We start from the raw sequence: 23982 nt of genomic DNA, 5'->3' as shown, positions 1-23982 counted from the left end.
CTTTCTCATTGAGCCTTGATCGGCTCGCTCACTCAAACGCCCAGCCGCTCCCTGACGACGATCACCGTCCCCGGAGGTTCACCGTGAACGGCAGGCATCCGGCACCCGGCCGCCTCGTCTTGATCGAGGCCCTGATCAACACAGTCGACCTGGCCACCGGCACAGACGCGTTGGACACCCCGCAGGGCCGCGCTCCCTTCGGTATCACCGAGTGCGACCTGGACACCACCCGTGAACTGCGCGAGTCCCTGCGTGTCGCGTGCCTCGCCCACGCCGGGCACCCCCCGCACCGCACTGTGCATCCACTGTCGAGCCTGCTCGCCCAAGCGCCACTGCTCATCACCGTCGACGGGGCCGGCGAGGCCGTCCTACGTGCCCTGGAACCGACGGCACTCCATTCCCGCGTCGCCGTCGCCATCGCTGCCGCGGCCGCAGACGGCACCTGGACCCGCTTGAAGGCCTGCCAGCGCACCAACTGCCACCGGGTATACTACGACCGCAGCCCTGCCGGTCGCGGTCGCTGGTGTTCCATGCAACTCTGCGGGAGCCGCGAGAAGATGCGGGCGTATCGCTCGCGAAAGCAGACCTAATACTCCAGCTGTAGATCGTGATCTTCATGTCTGGGATGCGGCTTGTCGCCGGTATTGGCTGGTGCGGGACCGGGCTTGGTGGCGGCGGCGTCAGGCGGACCAGCTGAGCCGGTGGGCCGGGCCGTGGTCGAGTCGAACAGCGACTGCGATGAACAGGCGCTGGATCTCGTTGCAGGTCAGCGGGATCAAGTCGTCTGGCGTGGGTCGGTGTGCGTGTTCGTCGGCGCGGACGACGGCGAGGAAGGCGTGGGCGAGCATGGCGAGGGTGACCCAGTGGGCCCAGGGGGGAGCGGCGGACCTGGTGCTCATCCAGTCCGGCCAGCCCTTTCTCGCTTTGGAAGGTCTCCTCCACCCGCCATCTGGAACCTGCGACCTTGACCAGGGTGGGCAAGGCTGCCGGCGTGGTGGAGTGACAGCGGTAGTAGGCGAGTTCGCCGGTGGTGCTGTTGCGGCGGATCAGCAGCTGATGGCCGCCCGGTGCCGGGTCGGTGAGGTCGATGACGGCCCAGTCGTAGAAGCGCTGTCCCTTCGCACCGCGTCCGGCCGAGAGCTTCTGCCAGGCCCGCTTGGGCACCTTCCTCGCCAGGGCATCCGCGCGGAACGTGCTTGCGCCGGTGGGGACTTCGGCCGAGCAGGCCACCGTGAGGACCTCACCAATGCCGCGTCTTCCAACGCCGCCCGCAGTTTCGGGTTGCCGCCGTAGACCTCGTCACCCGTGCCCCAGCCCACATGGTGTCCGGCGTCCAGGAACCGTTCGATCATCACCCGGGCCAGTTCCAGCTTGGTCGCGAAGACGGTGTCCTCGCCGAGCCCTGCCGCCCGACAGGGGTCCGGGTCGCACGTCCACGAGCGCGGGATGTACAACTCCCGGTCCACCGCCGCGTGCCCGCGTAGACGAGGTAGACCGCGACCTGGGAGTTCTCGATCCTGCCGGCCGTGCCCGTGTACTGGCGCTGGACACCGATGGTGCGGGTGCCCTTCTTCACGTCCCCGGTCTCGTCCACGACCAGCACCGCGGCCTCGTCGTGGAGGTGCTCGACGACGTATTCGCGCACGTCGTTACGGACGGCATTGACGTCCCAGACGCCCGGGACAGCAGATGCTGCATGCCGTGCGGGCTGGTCTCCCCGGCCCACTCCGCGATGGTCCAGCAATTCTTGCGCGGCAGGTCCGACAGCAGGCCCAGTACCAACCGTCCCGCCCGCAGGCGGGGTTCGTACCGCGCGAAGCGGCCCGTGATCCGTCCCATGGCCAGCTCGAACGCCTCCCACCAACGGACGGGATCTATGCTGTGACCTGCGGCCACCGTCTCTTCGTAAGTCCACACAACTCCCGATGATCAACGGTGGCCGCACCCCTGCGGTGTCTCCTGTCAGTGCCGGACGAGACAGAACGGGTGACCTGCTGGATCCGCGAAGATGCGCCAACTCCGCGTTCCGGCCCCCTCATCGAGCAGTGAGGCGCCCAGATTGAGGACGTCGTCCTGAGCTTGGTCCAGGTCCTTGACCCCCAGGTCGAGGTGGAACTGCTGAGGCCGTGCGGGATCCGGCCACCGTGGGGGCTGATGCTCTTCCACCCGCTGGAAGGCCAGCACGAGCCCGTCCGTGTGGAGCGTCGCCCAGCCGTCGCCGAGCGACCACCGCGGATCCGGCTGGTTCACCACGCCACCGAGAAGCGACTGATAGAACCGGGACAACTCAACGACATCGGCACAGTCCAACACCACACACTGCAGCTTGGCGATCATGCAGGGCAGCGTAGAGCGGCACCGTGCGCCGGGCTCTCACGAGCCTGATCACGATGTCTACAGCTGGAGTACTAACGGTGGTGCAGTCGCGGTACGAGTACCCCCGGCTGCGCGTTCTCATGCTCACCGCCCGGAACGCACTGGAATTCCGTGTCGCCAGCCCCTCCGCGGGAGCGAACGACTACGTGACGAAGCCGTTCGCGGGGAGGAGTTGGTGCTGCAATCGCGCGGGCTGTTGCGCAGGAACGGCATCGATGACGCGAACGCGGACGAGTCAGTCCTCGCTGTCGGGGAACTGGTGCTCGTCGAGAAGGCCCGAGCGGCGCGCTGCGACGGGACTCCCATCGAACTGACCGCCAATGCGTTCGACCTGCTGTGGCGGCTGATGAGTGACCCACGCCTGGTGTTGAGCAAGACCCATCGGACCGGCCGAGGAGACAGATGAGTCCCAGGACGCCTGGACGCTCGCCATCCGGGAATCAAGCAGCCTGCGGCCGTCCGGCTTACCGGCCCACCGATGTCCGAGCCCGAGGTCTGTCCCCGCCCCTCACGTTGGCTGCATCCATCGGCCTCGCCGGGCGCTGGAGCGTTCCTGTGCCGAGTACCCCGGCCGAGCCGCTCTTGCGGTTAGCTCTCCTGCTCCGGCCGCGCCGTGGGGCCCGCCCGGTTCGCCTCGCGGCTGATTGCCCATGCGTCTGCGACCGGGCCGATGTGCGCGAGTTTCTCGGGATTGGTCACTGAACGGATCGTCTGAATCTGCCCGTCGAGTACGTCGAGGACCATGGCGGTGAGGACCTTGCCGTCCCGGTCGCGGAAGATCGCGCCCGGCTGGCCGTTCAGTTCGTGCGGCTGCCACGTCACGTCGATGCGCACGAGCCGGGGGAAGTACGTGGCGAACAGCCGGGCCACGTTGTCGGCGCCCACGATGGCCCTGGCCAGCTGCGGGCTCTTGCCGCCGCTGTCGCCGACCAAGGACACATCCGCGGCAAGCAGATCACGCAGGCGGTCGACGTCGCCTTCGCGGAGCGCGTCGAAGAACCGCTGTGCGAGTTCATCGCGCTCGTGTCGGTCGGCGTCGAAACGCGGCCGCCCCGCGGCCATGTGGCGCCGAGCGCGTACGGCGAGCTGTCGGCACGCCGCCTCCGAGCGGCCCACCGTCACAGCGATCTCCTCGAAGTCGAACGCGAAGACGTCGCGCAGCACGAACACCGCCCGCTCCAGCGGACTGAGGCGTTCGAGGAGCAGCAGCGCCGCCATCGACAACGAGTCGGCCAACTCGGCCGAGCGCGCCGGGTCCTGGTACGGATCGTTCAGGAGCGGCTCGGGGAACCATGGCCCCTCGTATGCCTCCCGCCGCACCCGAGCCGACTGCAGGACGTCGATCGCGATCCGGATCACCACCGTGGACAGGTACGCCTTCGGCGCCTCGGGGGCGGGTCCCGGACGCCTCCCAGCGCAGCCAGGTCTCCTGGACGGCGTCCTCGGCCTCGGTCACCCTGCCGAGGATCCGGTAGGCGATCGAGAACAGCAGCGGCCGCAACTCCTCGAATTCCTCTGCTCGGGTCACGACCGTCCTTCCTTTCATCCAGCCTTCGTCCTGATGCCGACGCGGCCAACGACGTTGATGACGCCGGCACTGCGCCTGCATCCCGACGCAGCAGCGACGTCTCCTCCCGGTCTGTTTACGACGGCCGGCGCGAGCGTCGGCCCGCCGCTGTATCAATGGTTACCAGCCGACGGGGCCGAGACGATCGGTGAACGTCCCGGTCGGCGCGTCCGGGCCGAGTGTCGCCAGGCGAACGATCGCGTCGGTGCCCTCGGTGACCGTGAGCGCGCCGGTGTGGTTGTTCATGTCGGTCGCGGCGAACTTGCGGTTCGTGACTTCTGCTGCGCCGCGCCACCTGTGCTACGAAGCGCCGTCTGCACAACGGCAATGCGGCCCCTCGCCGGGCGCTGTGGTCGCGCAACGAACCCGTGAGCGTGCTGGGGGCGTGGCGCAACGCCTACGGCCAGCAGGAGCTCGACAGTCTCTTCACCGCCCTCGAGGCCAGCTTCTCCGACTGCACGTCCTACGTGTTCGAGGCCTTCGACGTCTCGGGAGACATGGCCTATACGGCCGGTCTTGAACACACCTCTGCCTCCGTCGACGGAGAACCACACACGTACACCTTGCGGGCCACCCAGGTGTACCGCCGAGAAGAGGTCGAATGGAGGGTGGCCCATCGTCACGGCGACGCAGTGACTGCATGACGCAGTCGCGCCTCCTCGCAATCCGCCCCGAGCCGCAAGGTGGCATACGGCTGGTGAGCTGACCCGCGACGGGGTGACGGCGGTCTGTGCAGGTGGCCGCGAGGTGGGAGTGGCCAGGTCACTTGGGGCCCTTGACGCGGCCAAGTGGGTGACGACACCGATGCGGCCCCCTCTCCGCGGCCGTTCTCCCAGGCGGGCTGGAACTGAGCCAGGAGCAGCCTGTAGCCAGCGCACTGAATAAGGATCGCGAGTTCACACCAGTCCCTGGACAACGTGTGAAGTGCTGCGGCGCGTGTATCCAACGCTCCTCCTGCGGCCCACGCCGGAGAGCGTCATCGAAGTCAGCCAGCAGCGTGACGAGCCCTGCGACAGCCCAGCGGTGCTCGTCTTTTGATGACGACTCGGCCCCCGGTTTGGTGCCCAGTTCGAGGTCTCGCCACGCATATGGTGCGTCGGTCATGTCCCAGCGTGTAATCCACGCACTCGAGCCACTGTTGTGAGCGTTCCAGAGGCGGGACGGGTGACGGCGTCTGCCAATTGAGTGGCCTCTACGGACTGGGTGCCCGTAGTTTGCACTGATCACTTAAGCCGCCCACACACCCGCCTGATCCTGGGGGACCCGTGCCACTCGCCGCCGTGAGACGAGCCACCCGGGAAACCGTCTCCGGTCTGCCCCGGGAGTTCTGGTGGCTGTGGACCAGCACCCTCGTGAACCGGCTCGGCGCCTTCGTCGCCACGTTCATGGCTCTCTACCTCACGGTCGATCGCGGGTATTCGGCCTCGTACGCCGGTCTGGTCGCCTCCCTGCACGGGCTCGGCGGGGTTGCGTCCGCATTGGGGAGCGGGGTGATGGCCGACCGGCTCGGCAGGCGGCCGACCCTGCTCATAGCGCAGTCCGTCACCGCCGGCTCCATCGGGCTGCTTGGCTTCATGCGCAGCCCCGTGGCCATCGCTGCCGTCGCCTTCTTGGTCGGGATGGCCTCCAATGCCTCCCGGCCCGCAACGCAGGCGATGGTGGCCGACATCGTCAGGCCCCAGGACCGGGTGCGGGCCTTCTCGCTGCACTATTGGGCCGTCAACCTCGGTTTCGCTGTCGCCTCCCTGGTCGCCGGGTTCATCGCCGAGTTCAGCTATCTCGCCGGGTTCCTCATCGAAGCGGGGATGACACTGGCGTGTGCGGTCGTTGTCTTCCTCAAGGTGCCTGAGTCCCGGCCCATGTCCAAGGCCGAACAGACAGAGGACGGAGTAAGCCTCGGGACCGTGCTGGGTGACCGGCGGTACATGGCCGTCGTCGGACTGTCCTGCCTCGTCGCCGTCCTCTTCCAGCAGGGCAACGTCGGACTCCCTGTCGCCATGGGCCTCGCCGGGTTCACGCCCGCCGACTACGGCCTGGCCATCGCCGCCAACGGCTTCCTGATCGTCGCCCTGCAGATCCCGATAACGCGCTTTCTCGAGCACCGCGATCCGCGCGCATTGATGATCGTCTGCTCGCTCCTCGCGGGGTACGGCTTCGGCCTCACTGCCTTCGCCGGGTCGGTCGGCTTCTTCGCGTTGACTGTGTGCGTGTGGACGCTCGCCGAGATCTGCTACACGCCGACGCAGACGGGGCTCGTAGTGCAACTCTCACCAGCTCGGGGGCGCGGACGCTACCAAGGCATGAACACGCTGGCGTGGTCGGCCGCTGCCCTGATCGCCCCGCTCATGTCCGGCACCGTCATCGACCACTTCGGCCCGGAGTGGCTGTGGGGGTTGTGCGCGGTCGTGGGGACCCTGGCGGGGATCGGGTTCGCTGTTCTCATGCGGCGACTGCCCGGGGAACGCACCCGGGCCGCGGCGGTTCCGGGCGAGGCCGAGCCAGAGGCCCGTACGGCCTGACAGCCGGACTCGACGCCCGTCTGAGACTCTCACAGATGCGCCCGATTCCGCGTCTACGTCGTTGAAGCAGAAGAGGTTGATGCCCTCGCCCGCCGCCAGGTGTGCCAGGCGCCGCCGCATGTCCGCAGCGCCCAGTTCCACGTGACGGGAGCGGTAGCCAGTTGAGGCGCCGCGCTCGGTCGCCGATTGGTGGTGAAGCGTGATCGCCCGAGTGTCGTCAGAGATGGAGCGGAACCGCGAGTAGGAGGCCTGCTCGAGCTCCTCGATCCCTTGACTCTCCATCTCCTGCATGGTCGACAGCAGTTGGGGATGCGGGTGTGCGGCGACTGTGGGTGATGTGCCTGATCTGCTGGACCGGACCATGACGGCGGACCGGAGGGTCCGGACGCTCTTTCTCGGGTCGATCGACCTGATCAGGAGGCTGGATGCGAAACTCAGCGGCGGCCGGTCGGGAGATGAAGGACCACCAGGCCTTGGTGATCGGCACCAGTCACGTGGATGCAGGGCCGCCTCGGTGTGGCTACCGCCGCTGCGCTTGCTCGCCGATGCCCCGACCTACGGCCCTGCCGTTCAGATCACGAAAGGCGCTTCCTAGCGCGACGCTGTCCTGCTGCACCGGTGAGGACGCGGCCGTCGTCATGACAACGAGAATCGTGGGGCAGGCGTATTACCGCCGTGATCGTTCCAGGGCGTGTCGGTAGTGATGACCTCATGTAAGACTGCAGCCGTCAGCAGGCTCGTGTTCTCCGTGGCGCAGGCCCGATCGCCAGAATGCATCATGTCTGATGGGTCTTTGGCGCGCGATTTCAATCTGACGTCTGAGTCGCGGACTTGTGCTCCGCGTTTGTACACCGCGGAGGCGAGACGCACGCACGTGTGCGCTGCGTCCCCTTTGGTGGCTCAATCGTCGGCTGGTGAACGAGAGCATCAACGAGATGAGGAACCCGTGTGCTAGGTGGTGACCCCCCGAAGCGCGAAGCCGACGAAACTTGGGTGCTCGCTCCGGATTCCGAGTCGTCAGTTGTGACGTATCAGCCGACTCTGCGTGGTGCAGTCCACGGAATGGACACGTGGGTCACGGGCTTGGAACCCCCGCGATGGGCGCTCCTTTCGCTTGTTGGCGTCTTGTTTGTGCCAATTCTTGTGGTGCTGTCGATTAGCGGCGAGGTAGAGCTTACCTGGTTGCCCATCGCGATGGCGCTGCCGATGGGGCAGATGGTGCCACGTCAAGGTGAGTATCGCGTCACGGTCGACGCGGCAGATGTCCACATGACGAATGAACTCGGGACCGTGTACTTCGTTCGGCGGCCGATGTCCCTATACCTAGGGACATCGCGCATCTTCGTGTTGTTGGCTAACTTGTTCGGCATCTTTAGCAGCGTGCTTCCGAAGTCGATTTCGCCACTGAGAAGCGATCTGGACCAGCGTCAGCGAGGAATTTAATGTCTGTTTGCTTGGTGGTCTGAATACTTCGCGACTGCCCCTCTCTTGGGATCCAGTCGGCAAGTCATCTGATTTCCGAACGCGAAATATCCAAAATTGGGGGCCCGGAGTGAAGACTGCCTTTTTTATCGAGAGCAACATGTCGGACTACGGCCCTGAAGGCATGCGGCTCACCAAGGAAAAGGGTTATCGAACTCATTTCGTCGCCCGGGACCCGTCGGAGTACGAAAAGTTCTTTCCGAACCCGATCAGACTCGCCGACAACCACAGCGTGGTCGACACCTATGACCTGGTGAAGCTCATGCATTTCTTCACCGACCACGCGCCGGATGCTGTGATCGCGTTCGATGACTACCGGCTGGTGCAGGCAGCTGTGATCGCGGAGCGGCTCGGCCTGCCGCATGCCCCGGTGGAGGGCTTGCTCAACTGCCACTTCAAGGACCGTACCCGCAGCTTGACGAAGGGCATCGGACACTCGGTGGCGGCCGCACGCGTGCCGCTGGACGCTCCGGGCGACACGTCTCCACTCGACTACCCATGTGTGGTGAAACCCGTGGACGACAGCGGCAGTGCCGGGGTCCGGGTCTGTTCGTCCGACGAAGAGTACCGCGCGGCAATGCGTACCATCGCCGCCCACCCGGTCAACCTCCGTGGCTACCGCGGCGCACGGTATGCCCTGGTGGAAGAGTTCATCGACGGACCGGAGTTCACGGCCGAGCTGATGTGGGACGACCGCACGGGCGGCTGGCGGTTCCTCGGATTCACCAAGAAGTTGATGGCCGAACTCCCCTTCCGGGTCGAGCTCGGGGCCATGTTTCCGTATCGTTTCGCGACGGCCGAGGAGGAGGCTCGCATAGCGCAGGTGGTCGTCGACTGGCTCGCTGCGGTGGGGCACCGCCGGGGAGCCGCCCATGTCGAGTTCAAGATCGTCGATGGTGTGCCGGCGCTGATCGAGATCAATCCGCGGCTCGGCGGCGATCAGATCCGTGAGCTGATGAGGCTCACCATCGGACATGATTCCGTCGATCTGTATACGCGTCTGTATTTGGGCCTTCCCCCTGGTGAACCGGCCGGCGACGCCGGCGGTTACGCGACGAGTCTCTACCTGACGCCCCGGCGCACCGGACTGATCACGTCCGTGACGGCCCCGTCCGAACTGCCTGCCGGAATCGTCCGCAGCACCTTTACCTCGAGGCCCATGCAAATCAACGGGGTGGTCGACAACGGTGACCGCCTCGGCCATGCCATCTCCTGGGCCGATGAATTCGATACGTCACTGATCGTCGCAGAGGCATACCTTTCTCGGGTAGGAATAAATTACGCCTGACTCGAGGTAAATGAGAAATTGCCCGAAAAATTTGTTCGGAAGCAAGCATCTGAGAGGCATTCTTGCTGCATGACTCTATTGTGGACTGTATCGGCGGCACCCCGATGGTCCGGTTGAGGCGTCTTTTCCCGACGGGGCCGCAGGTATTCGCCAAACTCGAAATGCTTAATCCGGCGGGAAGTGTCAAGGACCGTACCGCGCGGCACATCATCGAGACCGGCATGCGTGAGGGACTTTTTCGCCCGGGGACGCATATCGTCGAGAGCACTTCTGGAAATTTCGGTGTCGCACTGGCCATGATGTCCCGGATTCATGGTATGCGCCTCACCCTCGTGGTCGATCCGCACATCACATCCAGCAACCATGCGATTCTAAAAAGCTACGGTGCGCAGGTCGAGATGGTTGACGGCGCGGTAACCGAAGGCAGCTACCTACCCGCACGTATCGCGCGTGTGAAGGAAATAATGGCCGCCGATCCCACGGCAGTCTGGATCAACCAGTACGCCAACTCCCTGGGGCCTGAAGCGCATTACCGGAATACCGCGGAGGAAATAGCCAAGGACCTGCCCACTCACGCTGACTATCTAGTGGTTGCGGTAAGCACAACTGGCACTTTGAACGGCCTGGCACGCCGGCTGAAGGAGTACTCCGAAGGGCTCCAGGTGATCGCCGTGGACGCCGTTGGATCTGTTCTGTTCGGCAACCCTCCCGGACCGCGCCGACTTCCCGGGATCGGCTCGAGCCGGGTGCCGGAACTGCTCGACGAGAGCCTCGTTGACCATGTGGTCGAGGTGACGGACGAGGAATCGATAGAGGCCTGCCATGACTTGTTGTCCAAAGAGGCGATTTTCGCCGGCGGGTCCTCCGGATCGGTCATCGCGGCCATCCGGAAAATCATCCCTTCCATATGCCCCGCATCCTCCCTCGTCACCGTCTTCCCTGACCGCGGAGACCGGTACATCGATCTGGTCTACGGCGCGCCAGCCCCCGAGGGCCTGCTTGCTGGAGCGTCGGTCGAAGACAGTGAGGCCTTGATCGGCGCGAGGGCGGGTTCGTGACCGCTCCGACGCTGCCCGGGGCCGACGACTACTGTGCCGTCCATTCGGAGCGAGCCCCTTCGCAGCCGAGCCACCCCCCTTGGCATGTCGCACGTCCTGGTGTGGGCCCCGGCCAAGGACGCGACGCCTCCAGCCGAGCAGGTTCTGGCGCTCCACCGGGCGGCCTACCGCACCGACCCGCACGTCGCACAGGCGATCCCCAGGTTGGCTGGCGTCCGTGCTGTCGTCTTGTTCACGGAGCTCGGCCAGTTGCCAGCCGTGGAACGCAGCCGGAAGCGATTCTGATCTCCTCATGAACGAGGCGGCTGCGCCTGCTGCGAGGGGCTGCCGACTCGGCGGAGTGCATCGGCACAGGCTGGCTTCCGCCAGGACAGAGCGGTGGTCGACCGAAGTCCATTGAACAACGAAAGCACGACCGGCCGACCTTCCTGAGCGCGGTTCTCGAACAGCCGGACATCGTAGGCGCACCGCGGCTCTCGACGAACTACCTAGGAGAAGGGCTCAAGTGAAGCCAGACCGAATCAGGATTCTCGACCGCGCCACCGTGATGCGCTGCCTGGCCGAGATCGATCCCGTCAGTGTGGTCGAGTCCGCGGTGCGCGAGCACACCCTGGGCCGCTCCGACCTGCCCGCGGAGGGCTACATGGCCTGGGAGAACTCCGCTGGCGCGTACACCCGCTCGGTGGCGATGCTCGGATGTGTCCAGCAAGGCCGAAGCATGGCTTACGGCATTAAGTTGATCAACGCCTCAGTGACCAACCCCGCCTTTGGCATCGAGCGCGCCGGCGGCTTCACGGTGCTTTTCGATCCGGAGACCGCCCGCCCGGTCACCCTGATCGAAGCCGGACACGTCAGTGCTCTGCGCACTGCCGCCTATACGATGTCCAGCCTGCGCACACTCGGCCCCACGGCCTTCGACGCCGTGAGCATCGTAGGGTGCGGCACCCTTGCGGCCATGCACGCGAAGCTGCTCGTCCAGTATTTCCCGGCAGTTCGCGAGCTCCACCTGTACGACATCGACCCGGCCCGGACGGCCGCGCTTGCCCGGGATCTCGCAACACACTGCCCCGATGCGAAGATCACCGAGCACCCGGACGTCGAGTCGTGCGTGAAGGCGAGCCGCGTGGTTGTCACACTGACAGTGTCGTCCGAACCGTACCTTCCACCCGGCTGGTTCGCCCCGGGGACCTTCATCGCACACGTGTCGCTCGACGACGTGATGCAGTCCGTTTTCCTCGAGGCTGAGGCGATCTACGTCGACGACATCGACCTTGTACGGGACAACCCTCGTCGCGTCCTCGGCTCGATGATGCAGGCCGGCGACGTGGTGGCCGACACAAAGTCCTCGGCCCGGCGCGGGCACGCTCTGGCAAGACGGTACGGAGAGGTTCTGCTCGGCCGCGAAGAAGCGATTCGCCCGCAGGACGGCCTTGTCGTGAGCAACCCCTTCGGCATGGCGATTCTCGACGTGGCCGTCTGCCATGAGGTAGCCGCTAGGGCGGAGGCAGAAGGTCTGGGAACAGTCGTCGATCTCATAGGTGATGGAGAACGAGCAGAGGCATGAACCAGCCGGAGTCAGACATGAAAGAAATCGGAGGCGAAGCGATGACAGACCAGGCGGCCGTTCGGGCTCACGGACCGTGCCCTCCGCGCAGTCTCATCTCGCTGCACGACCTGACACCTGAGGAGTTGCAGACACTCGTCCGTCGCTCCTGCGCCTGGTACGAGAACGGGCGCCCCAAGGAGCGCCCCCTGAAAGATCTTGTGGTGGGCACACTTTTCACCCACACCTCGACGCGTACCCGGACAGCTTTCACCAGCGGTGCGATACGGCTGGGCGCGACCGTGATCGCCTACGGGCCGAACGACCTCCAACTCGCCACGGGAGAGTTGCTGTCAGACACCGGCCGCATCCTGGGGGGAGTGCTCGACGCCCTGGTCGTGAGGAGTTCTGTCGGTGAAAATGATCTGCGCGAACTCGCCGACACAGCCTCGATACCCGTCATCAACGCGATGGTGCGCGAAGAGCACCCGACCCAGGGCCTCACGGACATTGCCCTCCTCTCCCATCGCTTCGGTTCGCTGCGGGGGCTCCATCTCGCCTATCTCGGCGAGGGAAACAACACGGCCGCAGCCCTTGCTCATGGCCTTGCACTGGTCCCGGGAGCCGTCCTGACACTGGCGACGCCTGCCGGGTACGGGCTCGACCCCGCGGTCCTCTCTCGAGCCCAGCAGACGGCGAAGGAGTGGGGCAGCAAGGTCGTCGAGGTGCACCGGGTCGACGACATCGACAGCGACGTGGACGTCGTCTACACGACTCAATGGCAGACCACCGGGACCAGCAAGAGTGATCCGGACTGGCGGACGGCCTTCACGCCGTTCGCCGTCGACGAGCGTCTGATGGCGCGGTGGCCGGATGCCTTCTTCATGCACGACCTCCCGGCCCGCCGCGGCGAGGAGGTCACGAGTGGCGTACTCGACGGGCCCCGGTCGCTGGCCTGGGACCAGGCGCAGATGAAGCCGGCCAGCGCGATGGCCGCACTCGATTGGTGCCTGACCTAGATCACGCGGTTGCAACTCGCGCCCCGCCGGCGTCGCTTCACCCTGATGTTCCTCCTCTCAGAGCTGAGGTTGCAGGTCGAGGCGGCGTGCTGGGGCGGGGCGCGGGCCACCCACCATGCACGGATCGTGTGCGGGGGAGTGGGTCGTAGAGGTGCGTACGCAGTGGTATTTGATGTGAACCGGCCCGCAGAGGAGGTCGGTTACGAATGTTGTGCCGACGGCACCACCAGCGCCGGATGACGAATACAGCGGTGTTGTCACCGGGCCGTTGAGTTCAACACAAGTCCGTTTACGGGGCGGTGAGGGTCTGCTCCAACAGGGCGTACGGAGGGTTGTCGATGAGGTAGAAGTGGTTCCCGGATACGCCGGCCTCCTGGAAGGGGGCCGTGCTCACCGCGCTCCACGGGCGGAGGTCTGTGTCCTCGTCCTGGTCGCCAACAATGGTGGTGACTGGGCAGCTGAGCAGCGGGCCGGGAGCCATGGCGTAACTGTGGAACATTCGGCCGTCGGCGATCAGATACGGCATGACCATCTCCTGGAAGATCGGGTCAGCCGCCATCTCTGCGTCGGTGCCCCCCATCCTGACCAGGTCCACAAGCAGTTGCTCGGGATCTTCCTCGGGCCCGGGGAGGACGGGCAGCGGGGCGTCACGGGAGCCGGAGGCGAAGAGGTGCTCGATGCGGATGCCCCGGTGTTGCAGCGCCCGCGCCGTCTCCAGGGCCACGGCGGCGCCCAAACTGTGCCCGAAGAAGGCCAACGGGAGATCCGCCAGCGGTTCCAGTGCGCCGGCGATATCAGTGGCGAGCTGGACGAGGTCGGTCGAGGGCTCCTCGTCCAAGCGTTCGGCTCGCCCCGGGTACTGGACGGCGTGCACCTCCATTGTGGTGAGCGTCTGGCCCCAGGGCCGGTAGAAGGAAGCGGACCCCCCGGCGTGTGGGAAGCACACCAGACGGATACGCGCGCTGGGCCGGGCAGTGTCGCACACGAGCCAGCCCGAGGTGTACGTGGTCACTGTCCGGCTCCCTTGCGTGCGCGCTGCTGGCGAAGTCTGGCCGTGCGGGCTCTGCGGGCGGCGTCGACTGAGCCGGACGGCCCCGTGCTCTCCTTGCGCTCGCGCAGCTGGCGTATCAGTGTGACCTGCGCCGACACTGTGGTGTCCTGGAACAGCGAGACGATCGTCGGGCGCAGCCCGCAGTGCCGCTCCAGCGCGTCCTGCAACTTGAACATGGTCAACGAATGCCCTCCGAGGTCGAAGAAATTGACGTCCAACGGCACCGTGGCCACGCCGAGTACTTCCGACCAGGCGGCCGTCACCTGCCGGGTGAGCGGGTCGCCAGTGACGGGCGAGGCCGTCTCCACGGGCGGGGCGGCGGGGGGCTCCGCGGCGAGTTGCCGCAGCAGTGCGCGGTCGACTTTGCCGTTGAGGTTCCGCGGCAGCTTTGACAGCACCCGCAGTTCGCCCGGGACCATCGCCGGGGGCAGCTTTTCCAGAAGGGCGCGACGCAGCGCGACTGGGTCCGCACCTTCCGCCGAGGCTACGAAGCCGATGAGGCCGTTTCCCGTTTCGGCGGGCAGGACGACCGCTTCCTGGACGCCGGTGAGCACACGCAGCGTCGCTTCGACCGCACCGAGCTCAACACGGTGGCCGCGGACCTTTACCTGGTCGTCCTTCCGGCCGACGAAGTCCAGCCGGTCCTCCGTGTTCCAGCGCACGATGTCACCGGTCCGGTACATGCGCGCGCCGGGTTCGGGGGCGAAGGGGTCGTCGAGGAAGGCCGCCGCCGTGGCCTCGGGACGACCGAAGTAGCCGCGAGTCACGCCTGCCCCACCGATGAACAACTCGCCTTCCGCGCCCGGTGGTACGGCTTTCAGGTCGCCGTCGAGCACGTAGATCCGAGTACCTGGGACTGGACCGCCGATGCTGACCGGTCCGGCGCTGGTGAGGCGGTGGAAAGTGGCCCACACTGTCGCCTCGGTCGGGCCGTACTCGTTGACCAGGTCCACCCCGCAGGAGTGCACCGCGAAGTGCCGGTCGGCCAGGGTCTGCGGCAGGACTTCGCCCGCTACGATCACCTGCCGCAGGGAGGCCAACGGCGCTGTCCCGGCGCGTTCGGCGGCATCGAGCAGCAACCCGTACAGCGTAGGCACGCACAGGATGCGGTCCACGCGGTGGCGGCTGACGAGGGAGACCAACCGTTGGGTGTCGCGCAGTTCGTCCGCGGACGCCACGACCAGGCAGCCCCCTGCGAGGAGCGTCCCCCATATGCCTGCGACCGATGAATCGAAGGCCAGGGGGGACAGCAGGAGGAACGACGGGGTGCCCGGGTACACCATGAGGCGGGCCCGCGTCGACGAGGCGAGATTGCGATGCTCGACGATGACGCCCTTGGGCTCGCCCGTACTGCCCGAGGTGTAGGTGAGATACGCCGGATCTGTAGGGCTGACGGCGACGGCAAAGGCGTCGGACTGGTCGGGGGATGTGGCCTCGGGTGGGTTTGCGACCGTCACAACGGGCATCGGGAAGCCGGCCACCCGAGGCTGAGTGTGCGCCGTGACCACAATGGCCTTTACCTGCGCGTCGTGGATGATCGTGGCGAGGCGGTCAGGTGGCTGGGCCAGATCGATGGGCACATAGGCTGCACCCGCGCCGAGGATGCCCAGCACGGAGGCGATCATCGCGGTGGACGGCTCGGCCAGGAGGGCGACCCTGTCCTGGCTGCCGACCCCGGCCTCCGCGAGGCGGTGGGACAACTCCCGAGCCCACGACACCAGTGCGCCATAGGTGACGGCAACGTCGCCGCTGCGCAGGGCGATTGCCGCAGGGCGGTCGGCGGCCACCTGGGCCACCGCTTCGTGCACGGGAAGGAAAGGGTCTTCTGGTAGGGCCGCACCGATGGTCAAGGCGGTCGCCTTCGGTGTCTCTATGGCTACGCCGCTGTCCTTCGGCATGGACGGAGTGCAATCCATGCGTATTGAGGCCGACATAACTAACTCCCCATGCTTATCAGCGGTCTGCAGATTGTTCGCAGTTCTTAGGGGCCTGACCCAGGCGCGCCACCACAGCGCAAGTGAACTGCGTGGCGTAATTCCGCCAATTTGCCCATTGCTCGGTCAGTATTCGATGAGGGATGCGCGGACTCTGGAGTCGCGACTGATCTCGCCACAATGGAGTGATCCTAGGAGGACCGATTGTTCGATGCAACGGGCCTACATGAGCGTGGGTAACTGGCCGAAGCCAGTTGGATATTCCGTATCATGTGGCCTGGAACGTAGCAACCTCAAGAGCGGTCGGCGTTTGCCGTATCCACTTCATCACAGATCCGGCGGACCACTGCGACATGCCCGCTCACCGTCCGTTGGGACAGCATCTCGCGCACAGGGACGCGGATCCCGAACTCGGTATTCACTTGGCGGATGAGTCGGGTGAGCAGCAGGGAGTCGCCGCCCTGGGCAAAGAAGTCGGCGTCTGCCAGAACGTCGTCCCGGCCGAGTAGTTCCGACCATATCCGGGTCACTCTCTCAGCCGGGTCGATCGGGGCCACAGGCGCGGGCGCTGGCTGCTCGGGCGACTGGGGAGCTGGGGAGCGTTGTGGCTCCGGCGCGGGCGAGGCGACCGCTTCTGTGGCCATCAGAGCCTCCGGGGCCACGACGGAGGGTCCCGCGAAGGGGTAGCCGGGCAACCTGATCCTGCGGCCACTGCCAGTCAAGTCAGCCAGAGCGACCGGCTGTCCCAAGGCCCACAGGGCGCCGACGCCACTGAGGGCAGTTGATCCTGGCGCTTTCTTGACCTGGTCCAAGGCGATTGCGGGGATTCCGGCCGCCTCTGCCATCGGTGAGAGGGGACGCCCGGGACCGATCTCCACGGCCAGGGCGCCCGGCAGGTGGGCGGCGAGCGCGTTGAGCGCGTCTCCGAACAACACAGATTGCCGAACCTGCGTCACGAACATCTCACGCGGGAGTTCGGTACCGGCCGCGACGACCCGGCCGGAGACATTGAGTGCAATCGGGAGGGTCGAGGGCCGGAGGTCGATCCGGGCCATCGTCTCGGTGAGTTCGGGCAGCGCGGGCTCGATCAGTCGGGAGTGGCCCGCGTGGCTGTAGCGCAAGCGTCGCACGAACAACCTGTCGCCGATGCGCCTCTGGTACTCATCGATCTCATCGGCCGGACCGCCCAGCACGCAGGAGTCCGGGCCGTTGACCGCGGCCACGTCGAGCTTGAGACCCCACTCCTCAGAGAGCGACACGGCCGACCTCACGTCGGTACCGATGGCCAGCATCGCGCCCTCCGGGCAAGCCTGCATGGACCGACCACGCGCCGTGATGAACGCGGCTGCGTCCTCCAGGCCGAAGACACCGGCGAAAGCGGCCGCGGTGATCTCGCCGGAGCTGTGCCCGCAGACTGCGGCTGGCTGGACGCCCACATTCTGAAGGGCTGTTGCTGCCGCGTAGCCGACTGCGAAGAGAGCTGGTTGGGCCAGCGCGGGCTGGTTCAGCTGCGCGGCGGGGAAGCCCGGGTCGTACAGTGCCTGCCGGAGCCGATCCGCCTGTGGGGCGGCGAAGGCCGCGAGGCACCGGTCGAGCGCTGTGCCGAACCCGGGGAGAGCCGTGAAGGGCTCGGCCATGCCGGGGCGTTGGGTGCCCCCGCCGGGGAACAGAAAGATCACAGGGGCCTCGCCCGTCGCGGGCGCGGTGCCCCGGAACACCCCGGACTGCGCGGCAAGACGTTCCGCGACCTCTGCACTCGTCCGGCCGGTGACCGCGAGGCGTTCGCCCAGGGCCAGGCGGCCGTTGGCCAGAGTGGCGCAGACGTCACCGAGATCCGGGTCGTGTGCCTGAAGATGGGCCGCCAGATCGTCGATCATGCGTTCGAGTGCTTCAGAATCCGCCGCGGACAGCAACACCAGGCGCTCTCGCGGTGTCTGTGCCGCCTGGGCCGGCCTCAGGAGGACTCGGGTCCGCTGCGGCGCCTGCTCGATCAGAACGTGTGCGTTGGTCCCGCCGATACCGAAGGCGCTCACTCCGGCGCGCCGCGGAACCTGTTGGGTCCATGGGACGGCTTCGGTAGGTATGTACAGCGGGCAGTTCTCGGTCTCAAGCAGGGGATTGCGCTCGGTGTATCCCGCGACGGGTGGAATCATGCCGTTGCGCACCACGAGCAGTGCCCTGATCAGTGCGGCGACTCCCGCGGCGGCGTCGAGATGGCCGATGCTGGCCTTCAGGGCACCCACCGCCACGCTGCGCGTCCCGGCTCCGGACCGGCGCAGCGCGGCGGTGGCAGCCGCCCACTCGATCGGATCGCCGATGCGGGTGCCGGTGCCGTGGGCCTCCAGATAGCCGATGGACTCACCGTCGACCTCGGCCGCGTCCAGTGCGGCGCCGATGACACGTTCCTGTCCGGCGGCAGAGGGCGCGTAGTAACCAGCTTTCGCATTGCCGTCGTTGTTGATCGCGGAGCCCAGGATGACTCCGTACGGTTCGGGATCGTCTGCGGTGATGTCCGAGAGCCGGCGCAGCAGTACGGCACCGGCGCCGGAACCGGGCACAACGCCGTCCGCATCCCGGTCGAACGTCCGGCACATACCCGCGGCGGACAGCACCCCGCCCGGCGTGTGCAGATAACCCGCCTGGGGGTAGTCAAACCCAGCCGCCACCACCAGGGCCTGGTCGCAGTCGCCGCTGAGCAGAGCCTGAACTGCCAGATGGACGGCCACCAGCGAGGAGGAACACGCCGTCTGCACCGCGAAGGCAGGCCCTTTCAGCCCCAGTTTGTACGCAATGCGGCTCGCCATGAAGTCCGGCTCGCTGCCGTGGATCAGATCATCCAGCAGGCCAGGATCGGAGTTGGACCCGCGGAGCATCGCGCGCAGATAGCCGCTGCCCGTCATGGATGCGTAGACACTGGTGACCGTCGCGTCGTCGTGGGGCGCAATCCCAGCGTCCGCAAGCGCGTTCCAGGCCAGCTCCAGCATCCAGCGGTGCTGCGGGTCCATGAGCTCGGCCTCGCGCTTGCGGATCTGGAAGAAGTCGTGGTCGAAGCGATCCCAGTCCTCGAGATGGCCACGTACGGGTACATAGTCCGGGTCGGTGGCCAACTTGACGGGAACTCTGGCAGCGAGTAGTTCCTCCCGCGTGTACTGCTTGCTGTGCCGGCTCCCGTCGAGCTGGGAGTCCCACCAGGCGTGGAGGTCGCGGGGGCCGGGGAAGCGCGCTGCCATGCCAGTGACCGCGATGTCCAAGGAGCGATCCCGGCTCGTCATTACGTCTCCCACTCATTCCGTCGAAATCGGACATGTCATCTGATGGCGCGGTTCGATTTTGACGGTATGTCAGCCATAGATGTTTCTCGGTCCGCCCTGTGATCATTGCATAGTTGGGCGTCTCTAAGGAGATACCGCCCGCCGTATCATTCGTTAGGAAAAGTAGGTCCGCGAACGGGGCCGAAGGAATTCCATGAGGCCGGGAGATGTCTCGTTGTTGCAACTGGCGTATATGCGCCAACATGCAAGGACGGCCTAAAGGATCTTGTGCGCGAAGGGTCCCCTTGCGTATGGGGAGACTGGTGCTCAGCTGCTCGTGGGTGACGACGTCATAGACTCTTGATGTTGTCTTCACCCCTTCCTTATGTTCTCCGTATCCGAAGGGAGTCGACGTGCTGCCGTCCAATGACGCGTGGCCCACAAAAGCTGCTGAGGGCGCATCAGGGGAAGGACTGCATGACGTCTTTGCCGCGCATGCCCGTGCTCGGCCCTGGCATATGGCCTTGCTGGGCCCGGATGAACAGGTCTCTTACGGCGAATTGGATGCGCGTGCCGAGGAATTGGCATGTCGACTCGCCGCCGCAGGCGTCCAGCAGCGGCATGTGGTCCCGATTCTGCTGCCGCGCTCTGTAGACCTGGTAGTCACACTCCTGGCCGTTCTCAAGCTCGGTGCCGCCTACGCGCTGCTCGATGCAAGCTGGCCGGCCACCCGGCTCAGAGCGGTGATCGATCAGCTCCGGCCGCCGCTCGTAGTCGCCCGGCCGGGCCTGGCTGCCGGGCTGTCCGCGCCGCTGTGGAGGCCGGCCGAGTGCGCTACGGGGGAAGGCCGGGCCCGTCCGGAAGTGACGGTACGGGGCTCCGACGCGTGCTGTGTGTTCTTCACTTCGGGCACAACCGGCGAGCCCAAAGGGGTCATTTCTCCGCACCGGGCGACGGCACGGTTGTTCCGGGAGGGCACCTTCGCGCGGTTCGACCAGAATACGGTCATCCCTCTTGCGGCAGCGCTGCCTTGGGACGCGTTCTCCCTCGAACTCTGGTCCGCCCTGTACAACGGCGGCACCTGCGTCCTGATTCATGAGCCGTTCCTGACGGCAGAGACCTTGCGTGCGATGGTCTCCGGACACGGAGTGAACACGGCGTGGATGACCAGCACCCTCTTCAACCTCATCGTCGATGAGGACCTGACGGCGCTGAGCGGCCTGTCTCACGTCATGATCGGCGGTGAACGCCTGTCCGAGCGGCACGTGGACCGCTTCCTCGACCGGTTCCCCGCCACGGCCCTCATCAACGGCTACGGTCCGGTCGAGAGCACCGTGTTCGCCACCACACACAGTGTCACCCCCGCGGACTGCGCCAGGGACGGCGGCATTCCGCTAGGCCGGCCGGTGCCCGGCACCTCCGTCTTCGTCCTGCAGGGCAACCGTCCTTGCGTGGCCGGCGAGCCGGGGGAAATCTGTGTCGCGGGCGACGGCCTGGCCCTCGGCTACCTCGGAGAACCGGCCCTGACTGCGGAGAAGTTCACAGACATAGACGTCAACGGCGAGAAGGTCCGCGTCTACCGCACCGGAGACCTGGGCATGTGGGACGAGGACGACATCCTTGAGTACCGCGGACGGATCGACCGCCAGGTGAAGATCCGGGGCCACCGCGTTGAACCGGCTGAAGTGGAACGGCAGATCGAGCGTCTGATCCCGTACGTCGCCGAATGCCGCGTGGTCCCGCGCCGCGCGGAACTCGATGGCATGCTCGAACTGGTGGCCTTCTGCCTGGTGAGCCGGTCCGGCAGTGCACCTCCGGACGTACTGGCGATCCTCGCCGAGCACCTGCCCGCCTACCAACGCCCAATCGCCGTTGTCTTCATAGACTCCTTCCCGCTGACCGGCACCGGCAAGCTGGACGACCGCGCCCTGCTGGCACGCGTGCCCGAGGCACCCGACGAGCACGGTTACGGCCCCGTCGACGACTCCCTGGTCAGGCTGGTCATCGAGGAGTTCGCCGTAGTACTGGGCAGCCGCACCCTGCCACCGCATACGTCATTCTTCGATTTGGGAGGGTCGTCGCTGCACGCCGCCCGTGCCTGCACCCGCATCGGCAAGCGAGCGGGGCGGCCTGTACCCCTGTCGGTCCTCTATGAACGGTCCTCCGCCGAAGAGCTGGCTGCCTGGCTCCGGTCGGTGCCGAACACGGATGCCGAGCCGATGTTCACCGGCAGCATCCCCCTCACGGCCATGGAATTGGTCTTCCTCACCCACCATTTGACGGCGCCGCAGGATCGCTCCGGATACTGCTTGATGACGTGGCACCTGGACGGCCGACTCGACCAGGACGCCCTGGAGGCAGCCATAGCCAGTGTCCACGAGCGGCACGACGTGCTGCGTACGGCTTTCCAAATGGATCCTCGCCCCCACGCCGAGGTCACCGACGTCCCCGCCCCGCCTCTGGAGGTCCTGGTCGCCCAACCGAGCGTGGACGATGCGGTCGGCGCGTTGCGGCAGCTCTTCGACGAGTCCCTCGAACCTCAAGACGCCGATCTGTGGCGTACCGCGCTGGTGCCGGTTACCGAGACGGGAGGCTGGCTGTTCGGACTACTGGTCCACCACATCGCCTTCGACGGCCGGTCCGAATCGGTTGTGGCCCGCGACCTTTCCGATGCTTATGCCGGACGTGAGTCACACCCTGCCCCGCCCACCCTGGCCGAGCGAGCCCGGTTGGTGACGGCGGCTACGACCGGGAGGGACGCAGCGGAGCGGACGCAGCGGACGGAGCGAATACGGGCGGAGTTCCAGGACGTCCCCCCGATCCGCTGGCCGGGACAGCCCGGCCCAGGAGAGAGGGGAACCGAACACCACCTTGCCACCGTCCCCCCTGCGGTGACAGCCCGTCTCAACGCGCAGGGCGCGGAACTCGGCGGGAGCCTGTTCGTGGTGCTCCTCTCCGCATGGGCGGACACGATGGCCGATGTCTGCGGGCAGCGGGATTTCGCGGTGGGTGTGCCTGTCGCAGCGCGCACCGTTCCGGAGTTGGACTATGCCATCGCCTGTCTCATCGACATGGTGCCCGTGCGCCTACGCGGCGATGCGGTGGGCGGCGGCATCAACGGCATCCGGGAGACCGGCCGACTGGTTCACCAGGCCTTCAGCCGCAGCGATGTCCCCTTCGCCGACCTCGCACGGAGCCTGAGCCCGGCAACACCTGGCCGGCCACCGGTGTTTCAGTCCCTTTTTGCCCTACAGGACAACCCACCGCCCCAGCTCGATTTGCCCGGCGTCGCCGCCACTCATCTGCGGCAGCCGTACGTCGCCCTTCCCCTGGAGCTGCACCTCGAGGTGTGGCCGGGCGAGGACGGTGCGCTCGACGCGGTGCTCTCCTTCCGGCGCGAGGCCGTCGTCGAGGCCACCGCACAGGAACTGCTCAAGGGATTCCATGACCGCCTTGCCCTGATCGCCGCGGGAGCTGTGTCGTGACTGTGTCCGCCTACACCCCCGCCGACCTAACCGACCCGGAACTGCACGCTTCTGGGGAGGTGCACCAACTCTGGCGCTGGATGCGACAGCACTCCCCGGTGCACTGGCACGAGCCAGGCGACCTACCGGGCTTCTGGTCTCTCACCCGGTACGACCACATCCGGTACGCCTACCAGCATCCGGAGCTCTACAGCTCGGCGCATGGCGTTCTGCTGCGGCCGACCGCTCTGGGGGAGGACCCCGGCAGCGGTCTGACCATGGCCCTCACCGATCCACCTAGGCACCGTGCCCTGCGCGGGCAAGTAGCCGACCGGTTCACCGAACGGTGCGCCCGCTCTCAGGCGGACGAGATGCGCACCGAGATCCGCTCGGTCGTGACCCACGCCATCGAGAAGGGCACGTGCGACGTGGTTCAGGACGTCGGGGCCCGTCTCTCCAGCTACAGCATTGCCAGGCTGCTCGGCGTCGAGCCCGCGGACCGTGAGCAGCTACTGCAGTGGAGCACGGAGGCGTTTGAGTCCGGCAAACCCCTCACTAGCCACGTCCCGCTGATGCGCTATTTCATCGACATGATGTACGCGCGGATGGCGACCCCCGCGGACGACGCGATGGGCATGTTCGTCAACAACGACGTGCAGGGGGACCTGCTCGACGAGACCGAGATCCTCCTCGGCGTCGAGAACCTCGTCGGAGCGTCGGAAAACGCCGGCCTGGCGATGGCCGCCGGGGTCGTCGCTCTGGGCACGCATCCGCAACAGTGGCAGCGGCTGGTGCGAGAGCGTGACGACGAGCTCGTCAGGACCGCGGTGGAGGAGGTGTTGCGGTGGACGAGCAGCGCCACGCACAGCATGCGGACGGCCACGGTGGATACGGTCGTCCAAGGCCAGCCCATCGAAGCAGGGGACCGCGTCGTGCTGTGGATCCCCTCGGCCAACCGCGACGAGTCGGTGTTCGCGGAACCCGACCGCTTTGACCTTGGCCGACAGCCCAATCGTCATCTGGCTCTCGGCGCGGGCGAGCACGTCTGCATTGGGAGCACCATGGCCCGTCATCAGATGCGGATGCTCTTGGAGACACTCGCGGAGCTGGTCGCCAGCATCGAACCGGTCGGAAACATGGTGCCGCTGCGCTCGATCACAGTGAACGGACCGGCATCCGCCACTGTGCGCCTCGTCGCGCCATGACGCTGGTGGTCAGGGTGGCCGCTATTTCTCTCGACCGGTCCGGGGGTGCCGCCCGACCCAGCGGGCGGCGTAAGGGTGCCCCAAGGTCTGGCAGAGGGCCGGCGGGGATATCTCGGAAACGGTGCCACTTAGCTTGTTCTTTTTCTTCCGGCCTCGAACGGTGTCTCGTACTGAGTCGCTCACCTGAGGGTTTGCCGGACGTGGGGGCGGCCTTCGTCTGATCTT

Annotated in this window: 16 protein-coding genes and 4 pseudogenes; 12 read left to right on the top strand and 8 right to left on the bottom strand. The window is 66.4% G+C overall.

Annotated features, from left to right (window positions below; translation table 11 throughout):
* The first annotated feature begins 83 nt into the window (after positions 1-83).
* The gene (locus ACZ7L5_RS41725) at positions 84-590 is read left to right on the top strand and encodes a CGNR zinc finger domain-containing protein (RefSeq protein ID WP_471523906.1); all 507 of its coding nucleotides are present in this window, start codon (positions 84-86) and stop codon (positions 588-590) included.
* A 90-nt stretch (positions 591-680) separates the two neighbouring features.
* On the opposite strand, the gene ACZ7L5_RS41720 is transcribed toward ACZ7L5_RS41725, so the two are convergent.
* From ACZ7L5_RS41720 to ACZ7L5_RS41710, 3 genes and pseudogenes are all read right to left on the bottom strand, one after another.
* Positions 681-899, bottom strand: a complete 219-nt coding sequence (locus ACZ7L5_RS41720; RefSeq protein WP_471523904.1) for a hypothetical protein — start codon at positions 897-899, stop codon at positions 681-683.
* Between the two features lie 147 nt (positions 900-1046).
* Positions 1047-1645: pseudogene (locus tag ACZ7L5_RS41715) on the bottom strand (transposase).
* Between the two features lie 317 nt (positions 1646-1962).
* Positions 1963-2337, bottom strand: a complete 375-nt coding sequence (locus ACZ7L5_RS41710; protein ID WP_471523902.1) for a VOC family protein — start codon at positions 2335-2337, stop codon at positions 1963-1965.
* A gap of 214 nt (positions 2338-2551) precedes the next feature.
* On the opposite strand from ACZ7L5_RS41710, the gene ACZ7L5_RS41705 reads away from it, so the two are divergent.
* Positions 2552-2782 (top strand): hypothetical protein, encoded by a 231-nt coding sequence (locus tag ACZ7L5_RS41705; protein WP_471523900.1) that lies wholly within the window; start codon positions 2552-2554, stop codon positions 2780-2782.
* 182 nt (positions 2783-2964) lie between these two features.
* Here the strand turns inward: ACZ7L5_RS41705 and ACZ7L5_RS41700 are convergent.
* A pseudogene (locus tag ACZ7L5_RS41700) lies at positions 2965-3904 on the bottom strand (RNA polymerase sigma-70 factor).
* 159 nt (positions 3905-4063) lie between these two features.
* Positions 4064-4222: pseudogene (locus ACZ7L5_RS41695) on the bottom strand (short-chain dehydrogenase); the annotation flags it as partial.
* On the opposite strand from ACZ7L5_RS41695, the gene ACZ7L5_RS41690 reads away from it, so the two are divergent.
* The 8 genes and pseudogenes from ACZ7L5_RS41690 to ACZ7L5_RS41655 form a co-directional block, all read left to right on the top strand.
* A complete protein-coding gene (locus ACZ7L5_RS41690) occupies positions 4222-4587 on the top strand; it encodes a nuclear transport factor 2 family protein (RefSeq protein WP_471524022.1) in 366 nt (121 codons plus the stop codon). The pseudogene ACZ7L5_RS41695 and the gene ACZ7L5_RS41690 overlap by 1 nt on opposite strands.
* 636 nt (positions 4588-5223) lie before the next feature.
* Positions 5224-6462, top strand: a complete 1239-nt coding sequence (locus ACZ7L5_RS41685; protein WP_471523898.1) for an MDR family MFS transporter — start codon at positions 5224-5226, stop codon at positions 6460-6462.
* Positions 6463-7524: 1062 nt separating this feature from the next.
* Positions 7525-7905, top strand: coding sequence for a hypothetical protein (locus tag ACZ7L5_RS41680; protein WP_471523896.1), 381 nt, complete (start codon positions 7525-7527; stop codon positions 7903-7905).
* Positions 7906-8044: 139 nt separating this feature from the next.
* Complete coding sequence (locus ACZ7L5_RS41675; protein ID WP_471523894.1) at positions 8045-9232, top strand: ATP-grasp domain-containing protein; 1188 nt, start codon at positions 8045-8047, stop codon at positions 9230-9232.
* Between the two features lie 62 nt (positions 9233-9294).
* Positions 9295-10290 carry a 2,3-diaminopropionate biosynthesis protein SbnA gene (gene sbnA / locus ACZ7L5_RS41670; protein ID WP_471523892.1) on the top strand — a complete coding sequence of 332 codons (996 nt, stop codon included), beginning with the start codon at positions 9295-9297 and terminating at the stop codon, positions 10288-10290.
* Between the two features lie 505 nt (positions 10291-10795).
* Positions 10796-11854, top strand: coding sequence for an ornithine cyclodeaminase family protein (locus tag ACZ7L5_RS41665; protein WP_471523890.1), 1059 nt, complete (start codon positions 10796-10798; stop codon positions 11852-11854).
* Positions 11855-11895: 41 nt separating this feature from the next.
* Entirely contained in the window at positions 11896-12852 is a 957-nt protein-coding gene (locus ACZ7L5_RS41660) for an ornithine carbamoyltransferase (RefSeq protein ID WP_471523888.1), read from the top strand.
* A 69-nt stretch (positions 12853-12921) separates the two neighbouring features.
* Positions 12922-13124: pseudogene (locus ACZ7L5_RS41655) on the top strand (thymidine kinase); the annotation flags it as partial.
* Between the two features lie 17 nt (positions 13125-13141).
* On the opposite strand, the gene ACZ7L5_RS41650 reads toward ACZ7L5_RS41655, so the two are convergent.
* From ACZ7L5_RS41650 to ACZ7L5_RS41640, 3 genes are all read right to left on the bottom strand, one after another.
* Entirely contained in the window at positions 13142-13864 is a 723-nt protein-coding gene (locus ACZ7L5_RS41650) for a thioesterase II family protein (RefSeq protein ID WP_471523886.1), read from the bottom strand.
* Complete coding sequence (locus tag ACZ7L5_RS41645) at positions 13861-15801, bottom strand: non-ribosomal peptide synthetase (RefSeq protein WP_471523884.1); 1941 nt, start codon at positions 15799-15801, stop codon at positions 13861-13863. Before ACZ7L5_RS41645 ends, ACZ7L5_RS41650 begins: the two co-directional genes overlap by 4 nt.
* 329 nt (positions 15802-16130) lie before the next feature.
* Positions 16131-19109, bottom strand: a complete 2979-nt coding sequence (locus tag ACZ7L5_RS41640) for a type I polyketide synthase (RefSeq protein ID WP_471523882.1) — start codon at positions 19107-19109, stop codon at positions 16131-16133.
* A 497-nt stretch (positions 19110-19606) separates the two neighbouring features.
* Between ACZ7L5_RS41640 and ACZ7L5_RS41635 the strand changes: the two genes are divergently transcribed.
* Both ACZ7L5_RS41635 and ACZ7L5_RS41630 read left to right on the top strand, forming a co-directional pair.
* The gene (locus ACZ7L5_RS41635) at positions 19607-22573 is read left to right on the top strand and encodes an amino acid adenylation domain-containing protein (RefSeq protein ID WP_471523880.1); all 2967 of its coding nucleotides are present in this window, start codon (positions 19607-19609) and stop codon (positions 22571-22573) included.
* A gap of 2 nt (positions 22574-22575) precedes the next feature.
* Positions 22576-23757: a cytochrome P450 gene (locus tag ACZ7L5_RS41630; protein ID WP_471523878.1), complete on the top strand. Its 1182-nt coding sequence runs from the start codon at positions 22576-22578 to the stop codon at positions 23755-23757.
* Positions 23758-23982 lie beyond the last annotated feature (225 nt).

The sequence above is a fragment of the Streptomyces sp. NPDC107528 genome, from assembly GCF_055639295.1.
This window is presented reverse-complemented; position numbering and strand designations above follow the sequence as displayed.